13 protein-coding genes and 1 pseudogene are annotated in these 12,700 nt (G+C 70.7%); 7 read left to right on the top strand and 7 right to left on the bottom strand.

What is annotated here, in order from left to right; translation table 11 throughout:
* Positions 1–189 (top strand): annotated as a pseudogene (locus NYF13_RS36575) (metal-dependent hydrolase); the annotation flags it as partial.
* A gap of 190 nt (positions 190–379) precedes the next feature.
* Positions 380–925, top strand: coding sequence for a TetR/AcrR family transcriptional regulator (locus NYF13_RS36570; protein WP_315654365.1), 546 nt, complete (start codon positions 380–382; stop codon positions 923–925).
* Here NYF13_RS36570 and NYF13_RS36565 read toward each other — a convergent pair.
* Positions 916–2,160 carry an MFS transporter gene (locus tag NYF13_RS36565; RefSeq protein ID WP_315654364.1) on the bottom strand — a complete coding sequence of 415 codons (1,245 nt, stop codon included), beginning with the start codon at positions 2,158–2,160 and terminating at the stop codon, positions 916–918. The two genes, NYF13_RS36570 and NYF13_RS36565, sit on opposite strands and share 10 nt — an antisense overlap.
* Before the next feature lie 141 nt (positions 2,161–2,301).
* Between NYF13_RS36565 and NYF13_RS36560 the strand changes: the two genes are divergently transcribed.
* Positions 2,302–2,649: a hypothetical protein gene (locus NYF13_RS36560; RefSeq protein ID WP_315654363.1), complete on the top strand. Its 348-nt coding sequence runs from the start codon at positions 2,302–2,304 to the stop codon at positions 2,647–2,649.
* A gap of 4 nt (positions 2,650–2,653) precedes the next feature.
* On the opposite strand, the gene NYF13_RS36555 is transcribed toward NYF13_RS36560, so the two are convergent.
* Together NYF13_RS36555 and NYF13_RS36550 are read right to left on the bottom strand one after the other, a co-directional pair.
* Positions 2,654–4,291, bottom strand: coding sequence for an ABC transporter permease (locus NYF13_RS36555; protein ID WP_315654361.1), 1,638 nt, complete (start codon positions 4,289–4,291; stop codon positions 2,654–2,656).
* Positions 4,288–5,181, bottom strand: a complete 894-nt coding sequence (locus NYF13_RS36550) for an ABC transporter ATP-binding protein (protein WP_315654360.1) — start codon at positions 5,179–5,181, stop codon at positions 4,288–4,290. The genes NYF13_RS36555 and NYF13_RS36550 overlap by 4 nt, the downstream gene beginning before the upstream one ends.
* 94 nt (positions 5,182–5,275) lie before the next feature.
* On the opposite strand from NYF13_RS36550, the gene NYF13_RS36545 reads away from it, so the two are divergent.
* Positions 5,276–5,761, top strand: a complete 486-nt coding sequence (locus NYF13_RS36545) for a MarR family transcriptional regulator (protein WP_315654358.1) — start codon at positions 5,276–5,278, stop codon at positions 5,759–5,761.
* Between the two features lie 486 nt (positions 5,762–6,247).
* The gene (locus NYF13_RS36540) at positions 6,248–6,976 is read left to right on the top strand and encodes an SGNH/GDSL hydrolase family protein (RefSeq protein WP_315654357.1); all 729 of its coding nucleotides are present in this window, start codon (positions 6,248–6,250) and stop codon (positions 6,974–6,976) included.
* 669 nt (positions 6,977–7,645) lie between these two features.
* Here NYF13_RS36540 and NYF13_RS36535 read toward each other — a convergent pair.
* The 3 genes from NYF13_RS36535 to NYF13_RS36525 form a co-directional block, all read right to left on the bottom strand.
* Complete coding sequence (locus NYF13_RS36535; RefSeq protein WP_315654356.1) at positions 7,646–7,792, bottom strand: hypothetical protein; 147 nt, start codon at positions 7,790–7,792, stop codon at positions 7,646–7,648.
* A gap of 119 nt (positions 7,793–7,911) precedes the next feature.
* A complete protein-coding gene (locus tag NYF13_RS36530) occupies positions 7,912–8,640 on the bottom strand; it encodes an SGNH/GDSL hydrolase family protein (RefSeq protein ID WP_315654357.1) in 729 nt (242 codons plus the stop codon).
* 486 nt (positions 8,641–9,126) lie between these two features.
* Positions 9,127–9,612 (bottom strand): MarR family transcriptional regulator, encoded by a 486-nt coding sequence (locus NYF13_RS36525; protein WP_315654358.1) that lies wholly within the window; start codon positions 9,610–9,612, stop codon positions 9,127–9,129.
* A gap of 94 nt (positions 9,613–9,706) precedes the next feature.
* Here NYF13_RS36525 and NYF13_RS36520 point away from each other — a divergent pair, with 94 nt between their 5' ends.
* The gene (locus NYF13_RS36520; RefSeq protein ID WP_315654360.1) at positions 9,707–10,600 is read left to right on the top strand and encodes an ABC transporter ATP-binding protein; all 894 of its coding nucleotides are present in this window, start codon (positions 9,707–9,709) and stop codon (positions 10,598–10,600) included.
* Positions 10,597–12,234, top strand: a complete 1,638-nt coding sequence (locus tag NYF13_RS36515) for an ABC transporter permease (protein ID WP_315654361.1) — start codon at positions 10,597–10,599, stop codon at positions 12,232–12,234. The genes NYF13_RS36520 and NYF13_RS36515 overlap by 4 nt, the downstream gene beginning before the upstream one ends.
* A gap of 4 nt (positions 12,235–12,238) precedes the next feature.
* Here NYF13_RS36515 and NYF13_RS36510 read toward each other — a convergent pair whose 3' ends face one another.
* Positions 12,239–12,586 (bottom strand): hypothetical protein, encoded by a 348-nt coding sequence (locus tag NYF13_RS36510; RefSeq protein ID WP_315654363.1) that lies wholly within the window; start codon positions 12,584–12,586, stop codon positions 12,239–12,241.
* Between the last annotated feature and the right edge of the window lie 114 nt (positions 12,587–12,700).

Genomic DNA, 12,700 nt, shown 5'->3' with positions numbered 1-12,700 from the left:
GAAACCTGGTACGAAATCGGCCCCCCGAAACCCCTGCGCATCCGCACCGGCAAGAAGGTCGAGAGGCGTCTGGTGTTCCCGGTGTTCGTGGTGGTGGGGGTGTTGCTGATCCCGGGGGTTTGGCCTTGGGCCACTTCCACCGCGCAGCGGTTGTTCACGCCACCGGCTTCGCAGTCCGCTACCCGGTGAGGGGCTTCACCCGGACCGTCGGCACCATCGGTGTGAGCCGGGCCTCGGCCGACGGGCGGCGAGATTTCGGACACGGTCGGCGGCGTCAGGACTTCTCCGGGCGAGAATGAAGTTGAGTCGGAACGGTGCACCCGCTTCCGTGAGTGCGGAGTGCGCGTTTCGCTCGTCCGGCCGATCGAGGAGAAAACCCGTGACCAAGCCAGTGCTGCGCGCCGACGCGCGCCGGAACCGGGCCCGGGTGCTGGCCGCCGCCGAGAAGGCCTTCGCGGCCGACGGGCTGTCCGTCCCGCTCGACGACATCGCCCGTCTCGCGGGGGTTGGCGCGGGCACCGTCTACCGGCACTTCCCCAGCAAGGAGGCGCTGTTCCAGGCCGTGGTGGTGGAGCGGCTGGAACAGTTCGCGGTCGAGGCGCGTGAACTCGTCGACGCCGAGAACCCGGGCGAGGTGTTCTTCGACTACTTCACCCGAGTGATCGAGCAGGCCTCGCTCAACCGCGCGATCTGCGAAGCGCTCGGCGAGACCAGCGGCTCGGCGTACAAGGCCGAGGCGGGCTCCGAGTTCCGCATGAACCTGGCCGCGCTGCTGGAGCGGGCCCAGGCCGTCGGCGCCGTCCGCCAGGACATCGACGGCGAGGACCTGCGGGCGCTGATCGTCGGCGCGCTGGCGGTCGAGCGGTGCTCACCGGGCCGCGGGCACCTGATCGGAGTGCTGGTGGACGGGCTGCGCTACGGCTGAACCGGCAGGCCGCGGTGCTTGCGCAGCGGTGACGCCAGCAGGATCGCCGACGCCGCCAGCGCGCCGGCCCCGGCCGCCAGCAGCGTGGCGCGCATGCCCGCGACTTCGGCGACCAGCCCACCGAGCAGGCTGCCGAGCGGCGCGGCACCGAAGAGCACCGTCTGCGAGACCGCGCCGACCCGGCCGAGCAGCCGTCGCGGGATGACGGCCTGCTGGAAGCTCACGCAGAACACGTTCATGGTGATCCCGAATCCGGCTCCGAATCCGCCGGCGAAGTACCAGAGCAGTCCCCAGCCCGGGCTGGTCAGCCCGGAGAGCGGGAGCGAACCGCCGTAGAGCAGCGCGGACGCGCACAGCACCCGGGCGCTGCCGAACCGGTCGCCGAACCGGCGCGCGGTGAAGCCGGCCAGGATCGCGCCGGTCAGCATGGCGCTGCTGAGCAGGCCGATCACCCCGGGAGAGAGACCGATCTCGCGGTTGAGGAACACCACGCTGATCGCCATCTGCATGGACTGGAACAGGCTGGTGACGGCGCCGTGCACGGTGATCGCGAGCAGGATCCGGTTGCCCGCGACGGCTTTCAGGTCTTCGGCGATCTCGCGGAGCAGGTGGCGTTCAGCCGGCTCCGGGCGGGCGTCGGGCGTCCGGACCCGGCTCAGCCACAGCGCGGACCACAGGTAGGACAGGGCATCGACGGCCATCGCGCCCGCGCTGCCGGCGAACTGCACCACCGCGCCGCCGATGCCGGGCCCGGCCACGGCGGCAACGGAGGTGTTCGTCTGCAGGAGCCCGTTCGCCTCCGGGAGCCGGCCGGGTTCGACCAGGTGGGGCCCGTAGGTCTGGTGGGCCACGCTGAAGAACACCGTCAGGACGCCGGCCAGCAGGACCACGGCGTACACCTGCCCGAGCGTCAGCACCCCGCACACCGCGGCGACCGGGATCGAGCCGAACAGCGCGGCGCGGCCGAGGTCGGCGGCGATGAGCACCGGCCGGTGGCGCATCCGGTCGCACCAGGCGCCGATCTGCAGGCCCAGCACCAGGTACGGCAGCGTCGAGAACGTGCGCAGCAGCGATACCTCCAGCACCGACGCGGACAGCGTCGTCGCTGCGAGCAGCGGGATCGCGAGGAAGTCGATCCGGCTGCCGACCTGGCTCAGCCCGTCGGCTAGCCAGAGCCGCCGGAAGTCGGAAACCCGCAACACACCGCCGTTGGCGGCCACCCCCGGTTCAGCCACCCCGGCACTCTGACAGAGCTGACATTGCTTGGGAAACAAACTTGCGTACACTAAACGCAACTTGCACTGTCGGTAACGGAGCATAAGATCAACGCGACTAGTCCTCGTACCTGAGCTTCGGCTTGGCGAGGGAGGTGTCCCGTGTCCAAGACGGTTCCGACCTGGGCCTCGGTGGTCGTGACCGGCCTGGGCGGGTTCGCTTTGGGTCTGCTGGTCGCTGCGCTGCTCGTCGCGGGTAACACTCCGCATTCGTCCGGGTCTTCGAACCCGGCGACGTTCACTTCGCCACCCGCTCAACCCGTGACGATGACCGTGACCGGCTCCCCGCCGCCACCGGTCACGGTCACCACGCAACTACCGCCGGACCCGCCGAGCACCACCACGGCGACGGTCCTGGTCACCCCGCCGCCCGCCCCGGTCTCCGGCCCGCCCACCTCGTCCGGCCCGTCCTCGGCCTTCCCGCCCGGTGCCGTGTCCGTGCGGTGGTGACGGTTCAACCGACGTCGCGGCGCCGCCAGCCGATCAGTCCCGCGGCCAACGTGGCGGCGACGACGACGAGCAGCCACACCAGCGGCGTCGCCGTGAACTCCTGACCCGGCAGCTTCGGCGGGTGCTGGAACGGCGAGACGTCCAGTACCGCCTGCGGCGCGTTCACCACCGGCCCGAACAGGCTGATCACCAGCGCCAGGCCGCCCACGGCCCAGGCCGCCCCGCTGAACTTCGGGAGCAGGCCGAACATCAGCGTCGACACCCCGATCACCACCCACGCGGCCGGCACCTGGACCAGCACGGACTCCAGCAGGCGACCGACCGAGCCGCCGACGTCACCGGAGCGCAGACCGTTCGTCAGGCCGAGCAGCACGCCGCCGACCAGGACCAGCAGCGCGGTGCCGAGGTAGGCGAAGACCAGGTGGCCGGCGGCCCAGCGCAGCCGGCCGACCCGCGTCGCGAGCAGCGGGTCCAGCCGGAGCGCCGTCTCCTCGGTGCGCATCCGCAGCGTCGCCTGGACGCCGTAGAGCGAAGTCAGCATCGCGAACAGCCCGACCATGGTGCTGAGGAAGGCATCGACGATCGCGTTGGTGCCGCCGAGGCGTTCGAAGATCTGCTGGGTCTGCTCGGTTTTTCCGACCAGCCCGCCGATGCCGCTGGCGATCGAACCGAACACAGCGCCGCCGACGGCGAGCCCGATCACCCAGCCCAGCAGCGGACCACGCTGAAGTCGCCAGGCCAGCGCGAAGGGTGAGCGCAGAGACGGCGCGGCTTCGGCCGGTCCGGGGCGCGGGGGGATCAAGCCGATGCCGAAGTCCCGGCGTGGCAGCAGGGCGTACCCCACGGCGCCGACCAGGAGCGTCGCCACGACGGGCAGCACGAGCACCCACCAGCGCTCTCCCGCGAACGGACGTAGCTGCTGCGCCCAGCCGAGCGGCGACAGCCAGGAGAGCCAGTGCGCGCCGGAGGAAGAGTCGCCCGCCCCGCGCAGCAGGAAGGCGACGCCGACCACGGCGGTTCCGATGCCGTTGGCGGTGCGCGAGTAGGCGGCCAGCTGTACGGCGACGGCGGCGACGGCCGTGAAGACCAGACCCGCCGAGGCAGTGCCGACGCCGAAGGCCAGCGCGCCCGAGGCTGGCTGTTTCGCGCCGATCAGCGTGACCACCTGGATCACCCCGATCAGCAGGCTCGCCCCGGCCGAGACGGTGACCGCCGAGGTCAGCGCCGCGTAGCGACCGACCACAGTGGACGCCAGTAGTTCGGCGCGGCCGGAGTCCTCCTCCGCCCGGGTGTGCCGGGTGACCGTGAACACGGCCATCAGGCCGATGGCCAGCGCGAGGAACCCGCCCATCCGCCAGGCGATGAACCCGCCCGCCGTGCCGAGGTCGAACGCCGGGCCGTAGAGCAGTGAGAACGACGGGTTCGCGATGGCGCCGGCGGCGAGCGCGGCCCGGCTCGCGGCGCTCGGGTAGAACTGCGCGTACGTGCTGACGGTGCTCGCGGGCACGATGCTGAGCAGGACGATCCAGATCGGCAGGATCACGCGGTCACGCCGCAGCGCCAGGCGGATGAGGGACCGGGTGCCCACCAGCGAATGGACGCGCGCTCCGGCTGGCGCCGGGCGGCTGAGCGTGGCGGTCACTTCCCGGCCTTTTCGGTGTAGTGGCGGAGGAAGAGCTCTTCGAGCGTCGGCGGCTGACTCACCAGGCTGCGCACGCCGACCAGCGTGAGCCGGCGCAGCGCGTCGTCCAGCGAGCGGGTTTCGACGCCGAAGTGGACGCGGTGGCCCTCCACCACGAGGTCGTGCACGTCGGGCAGCCCGGCCAGCCCGTTCGGCGGGCCGGCCAGTTCGGCGGTGATGGACGTGCGGGTGAGGTGGCGCAGTTCGGCGAGCGTGCCGGACTCGACCGTGCGGCCGTTGCGAATGATGCTCACCTGGTCGCACAGGGCTTCGACCTCGGCGAGGATGTGGCTGGAGAGCAGCACGGTGCGGCCCTGCGCGCGCTCCTCCTGGATGGCCTCCTGGAAGGTGGTCTCCATCAGCGGGTCGAGGCCCGAGGTCGGCTCGTCGAGCAGCAGCAGGTCCACACGGGACGCCAGCGCGGCGACGATGGCGACCTTCTGCCGGTTGCCCTTCGAGTAGGTGCGGCCCTTCTTGCGCGGGTCGAGGTCGAACCGTTCGACGAGTTCGGTGCGGCGGCGCCGGTCGAGCCCGCCGCGCAGCCGGCCGAGCAGGTCGATCACCTCACCACCGGAGAGGTTGGGCCAGAGGCTGACGTCGCCGGGCACGTAGGCCAGCCGCCGGTGCAGGCTCGCGGCGTCCCGCCACGGGTCGCCGTCGAGCAGTTCGACCTCGCCGGCGTCGGCGCGCAGCAGCCCGAGCAGGACGCGGACGGTGGTGGACTTCCCGGCGCCGTTCGGGCCGAGGAAACCGTGTACTTCCCCCACCCGAACCTGGAGATCGAGGCCGTCGAGGGCCTGCGTCCGGCCGAACGCCTTGCGCAGGCCGGTGATGGAGATGGCGTTTCCCATGCGTCGGAAGCTACGCTGGTTTCACGAAGTTGTGAAGATAAGAAAATGTGTGGATACACTGATCTGGCTGGGGGTGATGCGAGAGGATGGCCTGATGCCAACGCCTGAGCCGAAGCGGGACGAGGACGCCGTCCGTCGGTACGTCGAGAGCCTGGGCCTGGTCCTGTCCCAGATCGGCATGCAACGCATGGCCGCCCGCGTCTTCGCGGCCCTGATGACCACCGACGAGGGCCAGCTGACCGCTGCGGAACTGGCCGCCCGGCTATCGGTGAGCCCGGCCGCCGTCTCCGGCGCGGTCCGCTACCTGGAGCAGGTCGGCCTGGTCACGAAGGTCCGCGAACCCGGCGAACGCCGCGACCACTACCGCCTCTACGACGACCTCTGGTACGCGACTTTCCTGAAGCGAGACCGCTTCCTCCTGATGTGGCGCGACGCCGCGGAGGAGGGCATCGACGCCCTCGGCGCAGACACCCCGGCGGGACAGCGGCTGACGGAGATGCAGGACTTCCTTTCGTTCGCCCTGAAGGAAATCACCAGCCTTTACGACCGCTGGCACGCGGAACGCCAGAAGGCTAAGTAGGGGTTGAGCTTTGCGCCTGAGCCTGGTTTCCGGGCCGGGTGCCCGCTCTCGCCGCCCGATCCTGGTGCCCGGGCTCTGTGCTCGCTCCGATTGCTCGCACTCGCTCTCGCTTCAATCGCTCGCACTCGCTCTTCGCGCTTTCGCCCACTTTTGGCACCCGAGCTTGCTGTACGACCTTCGCGCTGCCCCTTGGACTCGGCTCGCCCCACCAGTGTCAGCCCGCCGCCTCCGGCCACGCCCCGTCTTCTCCTGGCGTCACCTCAGCTCACCCGGCGCCGGCCCCGAGTTGCCTTCCGTCCCCTTCGGGCCCGCCCCGCCCCCGCCTGCCAACCTTCCCCGTCGTACACCGAGAATTCTTCCTCGTCTGCCCCCGCCACCGGCTCGAAAAGGACCGCATCCGAGGTAGTTGTCCACATCTGACCCTTCCTGTGGACAACCCCGGCTGAGCGGCCGGGGCCCGACCCGTCCGCGGCTAGGGTCGAAGACATGGCTCTCCTTCCGTTTCTCCTGGTCGCGCCGCTGCTGGTGGTGCAAGCAGTGCGGGTCCGGCGCAGCACACCTCAGCTGCCCGCAGCCGCCGGTCCCGTCGAGGGTGTCGTCGGTCATGGCGCCGTTCTTCGGCTGGCCGTGCTGGGCGAGTCCACCGTGGACGGAGTCGGAGCGGCAACCCACGAAGAGGCCCTCACCGGTCAGCTCGCCCGGCAGCTGGCCGAGCGGCTCGGTCGCCGAGTCCAGTGGCAGGCAGTCGGGCGCACGGGCGCGAACGCACGAGTGGTCCGGCGCGACCTCGTCCCGAAGCTGAAACCCGCCGACCTGCTCGTGATCGTCCTCGGCGTCAACGACACCCTCGAGCTGCACTCCGCCGCCCGGTTCCGGCGGGATCTGCTGGGTGTCGTCGTCGCGGCGCGGCGGCGGGTCGGGCCGGCTGTGCCCGTGCTCGTGGCCGGGGTTCCGCCGATGGCCCGATTCCCCGCCTTGCCTCGGCCGCTGCGAGACCTGCTCGCTGCTCGATCGGGCGCCCTGGATCGCGCGGCGGCCGAGCTGATCGGGCTGCCCGCGGTCGACCACGCTCGCATGGACCCGGCGCTGCTGGACGAGGGGACCTTCGCCGTTGACCGGTTCCACCCCGGGCCGGCGGGTTACCGGAGCTGGGCCGGAGCGCTGGCCGAGGTTGCGGAGCGTTTACTTTCCGTCACAGATCGTCGGCATCCGTAGGACGGCGCCACCCATCTGACCAGCGATTTCGAAAATCTCAGAGAAAAAACTCCTCTCCGTGTATCCGAGCGCACTCCCAATGCGTCTTATGGAGTAGTCGAGAAAAAGGGGAGGGCACGATGCCTAAGGAGTCGAACAGGAAATCAAGCCGATCACCACGGTTCCGCCGGTGAGCACGGGCACGGCACCGCACCAGCCTGAGGGGACGGGCACCAGTCCGGACGGCAACCACGAGCCGTTCGACGAGCCGGTCAAGGTCGGCTAGGGGTGGGAGACGGGCGGTGACCGTGAGCCGATGGGGCTGCCGGACGCCGTCGGCCGATGGGACTCGGGGAGGAGCCCATCCGGCGGGGCCTTCGGGGGCGGCTCCGAGTAGTGGAGGGGAACAAATCGCCGGCGCGGGCTCGCCCGCCGCCGGCCGGTGAAACGCGCCGGCCGGTGAAAACGCGCCGATGCGCGATCGTCGCCCCGGCCGATCGGATCGGCGCGTTTTCACCGGCCGGCGCGTTTTCACCGGCCGGCGCGGGCGAGCCCGCGCCGGCCGATTTCCCCTCCCACTACTCGGAGCCCGCCCCCGCAGGCCCCGCCGGATGGGCTCCTCCCCGAGTCCCATCCGCCCGACGGCGTCCGGCAGCCCCCTCGGCTCCCGGTCACCGCCCGTCTCCACCCCTAGCCGACCTTGACCGGCTCGTCGAACGGCTCGTGGTTGCCGTCCGGACTGGTGCCCGTCCCCTCAGGCTGGTGCGGTGCCGTGCCCGTGCTCACCGGCGGAACCGTGGTGATCGGCTTGATTTCCTCGTTCGACTCCTTAGGCATCGTGCCCTCCCCTTTTTCTCGACTACTCCATAAGACGCATTGGGAGTGCGCTCGGATACACGGAGAGGAGTTTTTTCTCTGAGATTTTCGAAATCGCTGGTCAGATGGGTGGCGCCGTCCTACGGATGCCGACGATCTGTGACGGAAAGTAAACGCTCCGCAACCTCGGCCAGCGCTCCGGCCCAGCTCCGGTAACCCGCCGGCCCGGGGTGGAACCGGTCAACGGCGAAGGTCCCCTCGTCCAGCAGCGCCGGGTCCATGCGAGCGTGGTCGACCGCGGGCAGCCCGATCAGCTCGGCCGCCGCGCGATCCAGGGCGCCCGATCGAGCAGCGAGCAGGTCTCGCAGCGGCCGAGGCAAGGCGGGGAATCGGGCCATCGGCGGAACCCCGGCCACGAGCACGGGCACAGCCGGCCCGACCCGCCGCCGCGCCGCGACGACGACACCCAGCAGATCCCGCCGGAACCGGGCGGCGGAGTGCAGCTCGAGGGTGTCGTTGACGCCGAGGACGATCACGAGCAGGTCGGCGGGTTTCAGCTTCGGGACGAGGTCGCGCCGGACCACTCGTGCGTTCGCGCCCGTGCGCCCGACTGCCTGCCACTGGACTCGGCGACCGAGCCGCTCGGCCAGCTGCCGGGCGAGCTGACCGGTGAGGGCCTCTTCGTGGGTTGCCGCTCCGACTCCGTCCACGGTGGACTCGCCCAGCACGGCCAGCCGAAGAACGGCGCCATGACCGACGACACCCTCGACGGGACCGGCGGCTGCGGGCAGCTGAGGTGTGCTGCGCCGGACCCGCACTGCTTGCACCACCAGCAGCGGCGCGACCAGGAGAAACGGAAGGAGAGCCATGTCTTCGACCCTAGCCGCGGACGGGTCGGGCCCCGGCCGCTCAGCCGGGGTTGTCCACAGGAAGGGTCAGATGTGGACAACTACCTCGGATGCGGTCCTTTTCGAGCCGGTGGCGGGGGCAGACGAGGAAGAATTCTCGGTGTACGACGGGGAAGGTTGGCAGGCGGGGGCGGGGCGGGCCCGAAGGGGACGGAAGGCAACTCGGGGCCGGCGCCGGGTGAGCTGAGGTGACGCCAGGAGAAGACGGGGCGTGGCCGGAGGCGGCGGGCTGACACTGGTGGGGCGAGCCGAGTCCAAGGGGCAGCGCGAAGGTCGTACAGCAAGCTCGGGTGCCAAAAGTGGGCGAAAGCGCGAAGAGCGAGTGCGAGCGATTGAAGCGAGAGCGAGTGCGAGCAATCGGAGCGAGCACAGAGCCCGGGCACCAGGATCGGGCGGCGAGAGCGGGCACCCGGCCCGGAAACCAGGCTCAGGCGCAAAGCTCAACCCCTACTTAGCCTTCTGGCGTTCCGCGTGCCAGCGGTCGTAAAGGCTGGTGATTTCCTTCAGGGCGAACGAAAGGAAGTCCTGCATCTCCGTCAGCCGCTGTCCCGCCGGGGTGTCTGCGCCGAGGGCGTCGATGCCCTCCTCCGCGGCGTCGCGCCACATCAGGAGGAAGCGGTCTCGCTTCAGGAAAGTCGCGTACCAGAGGTCGTCGTAGAGGCGGTAGTGGTCGCGGCGTTCGCCGGGTTCGCGGACCTTCGTGACCAGGCCGACCTGCTCCAGGTAGCGGACCGCGCCGGAGACGGCGGCCGGGCTCACCGATAGCCGGGCGGCCAGTTCCGCAGCGGTCAGCTGGCCCTCGTCGGTGGTCATCAGGGCCGCGAAGACGCGGGCGGCCATGCGTTGCATGCCGATCTGGGACAGGACCAGGCCCAGGCTCTCGACGTACCGACGGACGGCGTCCTCGTCCCGCTTCGGCTCAGGCGTTGGCATCAGGCCATCCTCTCGCATCACCCCCAGCCAGATCAGTGTATCCACACATTTTCTTATCTTCACAACTTCGTGAAACCAGCGTAGCTTCCGACGCATGGGAAACGCCATCTCCATCACCGGCCTGCGCAAGGCGTTCGGCCGGACGCAGGCCCTCGACGGCCTCGATCTCCAGGTTCGGGTGGGGGAAGTACACGGTTTCCTCGGCCCGAACGGCGCCGGGAAGTCCACCACCGTCCGCGTCCTGCTCGGGCTGCTGCGCGCCGACGCCGGCGAGGTCGAACTGCTCGACGGCGACCCGTGGCGGGACGCCGCGAGCCTGCACCGGCGGCTGGCCTACGTGCCCGGCGACGTCAGCCTCTGGCCCAACCTCTCCGGTGGTGAGGTGATCGACCTGCTCGGCCGGCTGCGCGGCGGGCTCGACCGGCGCCGCCGCACCGAACTCGTCGAACGGTTCGACCTCGACCCGCGCAAGAAGGGCCGCACCTACTCGAAGGGCAACCGGCAGAAGGTCGCCATCGTCGCCGCGCTGGCGTCCCGTGTGGACCTGCTGCTGCTCGACGAGCCGACCTCGGGCCTCGACCCGCTGATGGAGACCACCTTCCAGGAGGCCATCCAGGAGGAGCGCGCGCAGGGCCGCACCGTGCTGCTCTCCAGCCACATCCTCGCCGAGGTCGAAGCCCTGTGCGACCAGGTGAGCATCATTCGCAACGGCCGCACGGTCGAGTCCGGCACGCTCGCCGAACTGCGCCACCTCACCCGCACGTCCATCACCGCCGAACTGGCCGGCCCGCCGAACGGGCTGGCCGGGCTGCCCGACGTGCACGACCTCGTGGTGGAGGGCCACCGCGTCCACTTCGGCGTCGAAACCCGCTCGCTGGACGACGCGCTGCGCCGGCTCACGCTGGTCGGCGTGCGCAGCCTGGTGAGTCAGCCGCCGACGCTCGAAGAGCTCTTCCTCCGCCACTACACCGAAAAGGCCGGGAAGTGACCGCCACGCTCAGCCGCCCGGCGCCAGCCGGAGCGCGCGTCCATTCGCTGGTGGGCACCCGGTCCCTCATCCGCCTGGCGCTGCGGCGTGACCGCGTGATCCTGCCGATCTGGATCGTCCTGCTCAGCATCGTGCCCGCGAGCACCGTCAGCACGTACGCGCAGTTCTACCCGAGCGCCGCGAGCCGGGCCGCGCTCGCCGCCGGCGCCATCGCGAACCCGTCGTTCTCACTGCTCTACGGCCCGGCGTTCGACCTCGGCACGGCGGGCGGGTTCATCGCCTGGCGGATGGGCGGGTTCCTCGCGCTGGCCATCGGCCTGATGGCCGTGTTCACGGTCACCCGGCACACCCGGGCGGAGGAGGACTCCGGCCGCGCCGAACTACTGGCGTCCACTGTGGTCGGTCGCTACGCGGCGCTGACCTCGGCGGTCACCGTCTCGGCCGGGGCGAGCCTGCTGATCGGGGTGATCCAGGTGGTCACGCTGATCGGCGCGAAACAGCCAGCCTCGGGCGCGCTGGCCTTCGGCGTCGGCACTGCCTCGGCGGGTCTGGTCTTCACGGCCGTCGCCGCCGTCGCCGTACAGCTGGCCGCCTACTCGCGCACCGCCAACGGCATCGGAACCGCCGTGGTCGGCGTCGCCTTCCTGCTGCGCGGGGCGGGCGACTCTTCCTCCGGCGCGCACTGGCTCTCCTGGCTGTCGCCGCTCGGCTGGGCGCAGCAGCTACGTCCGTTCGCGGGAGAGCGCTGGTGGGTGCTCGTGCTGCCCGTCGTGGCGACGCTCCTGGTCGGCGCCGTGGGGTACGCCCTGCTGCCACGCCGGGACTTCGGCATCGGCTTGATCCCCCCGCGCCCCGGACCGGCCGAAGCCGCGCCGTCTCTGCGCTCACCCTTCGCGCTGGCCTGGCGACTTCAGCGTGGTCCGCTGCTGGGCTGGGTGATCGGGCTCGCCGTCGGCGGCGCTGTGTTCGGTTCGATCGCCAGCGGCATCGGCGGGCTGGTCGGAAAAACCGAGCAGACCCAGCAGATCTTCGAACGCCTCGGCGGCACCAACGCGATCGTCGATGCCTTCCTCAGCACCATGGTCGGGCTGTTCGCGATGCTGACTTCGCTCTACGGCGTCCAGGCGACGCTGCGGATGCGCACCGAGGAGACGGCGCTCCGGCTGGACCCGCTGCTCGCGACGCGGGTCGGCCGGCTGCGCTGGGCCGCCGGCCACCTGGTCTTCGCCTACCTCGGCACCGCGCTGCTGGTCCTGGTCGGCGGCGTGCTGCTCGGCCTGACGAACGGTCTGCGCTCCGGTGACGTCGGCGGCTCGGTCGGTCGCCTGCTGGAGTCCGTGCTGGTCCAGGTGCCGGCCGCGTGGGTGGTGATCGGGGTGTCGACGCTGATGTTCGGCCTGCTCCCGAAGTTCAGCGGGGCGGCCTGGGCCGTGGGCGGCCTGGCGCTGGTGATCAGCCTGTTCGGGCCGGTGGTGAACGCGCCGCAGGCGGTACTGGACGTCTCGCCGTTCCAGCACCCGCCGAAGCTGCCGGGTCAGGAGTTCACGGCGACGCCGCTGGTGTGGCTGCTCGTCGTCGTCGCCGCCACGTTGGCCGCGGGACTGATCGGCTGGCGGCGCCGCGACGTCGGTTGAACCGTCACCACCGCACGGACACGGCACCGGGCGGGAAGGCCGAGGACGGGCCGGACGAGGTGGGCGGGCCGGAGACCGGGGCGGGCGGCGGGGTGACCAGGACCGTCGCCGTGGTGGTGCTCGGCGGGTCCGGCGGTAGTTGCGTGGTGACCGTGACCGGTGGCGGCGGGGAGCCGGTCACGGTCATCGTCACGGGTTGAGCGGGTGGCGAAGTGAACGTCGCCGGGTTCGAAGACCCGGACGAATGCGGAGTGTTACCCGCGACGAGCAGCGCAGCGACCAGCAGACCCAAAGCGAACCCGCCCAGGCCGGTCACGACCACCGAGGCCCAGGTCGGAACCGTCTTGGACACGGGACACCTCCCTCGCCAAGCCGAAGCTCAGGTACGAGGACTAGTCGCGTTGATCTTATGCTCCGTTACCGACAGTGCAAGTTGCGTTTAGTGTACGCAAGTTTGTTTCCCAAG

This window comes from Amycolatopsis sp. PS_44_ISF1 (assembly GCF_032335455.1).
Classification (GTDB): domain Bacteria; phylum Actinomycetota; class Actinomycetes; order Mycobacteriales; family Pseudonocardiaceae; genus Amycolatopsis.
This window is presented reverse-complemented; position numbering and strand designations above follow the sequence as displayed.

Coding starts and splice junctions, on each gene's coding strand:
- NYF13_RS36550 (WP_315654360.1), bottom strand. CDS start 5,181: ATGGGAAACGCCATCTCCATCACCGGCCTGCGCAAGGCGTTCGGCCGG.
- NYF13_RS36545 (WP_315654358.1), top strand. CDS start 5,276: ATGCCAACGCCTGAGCCGAAGCGGGACGAGGACGCCGTCCGTCGGTAC.
- NYF13_RS36540 (WP_315654357.1), top strand. CDS start 6,248: ATGGCTCTCCTTCCGTTTCTCCTGGTCGCGCCGCTGCTGGTGGTGCAA.
- NYF13_RS36535 (WP_315654356.1), bottom strand. CDS start 7,792: ATGCCTAAGGAGTCGAACGAGGAAATCAAGCCGATCACCACGGTTCCG.
- NYF13_RS36530 (WP_315654357.1), bottom strand. CDS start 8,640: ATGGCTCTCCTTCCGTTTCTCCTGGTCGCGCCGCTGCTGGTGGTGCAA.
- NYF13_RS36525 (WP_315654358.1), bottom strand. CDS start 9,612: ATGCCAACGCCTGAGCCGAAGCGGGACGAGGACGCCGTCCGTCGGTAC.
- NYF13_RS36520 (WP_315654360.1), top strand. CDS start 9,707: ATGGGAAACGCCATCTCCATCACCGGCCTGCGCAAGGCGTTCGGCCGG.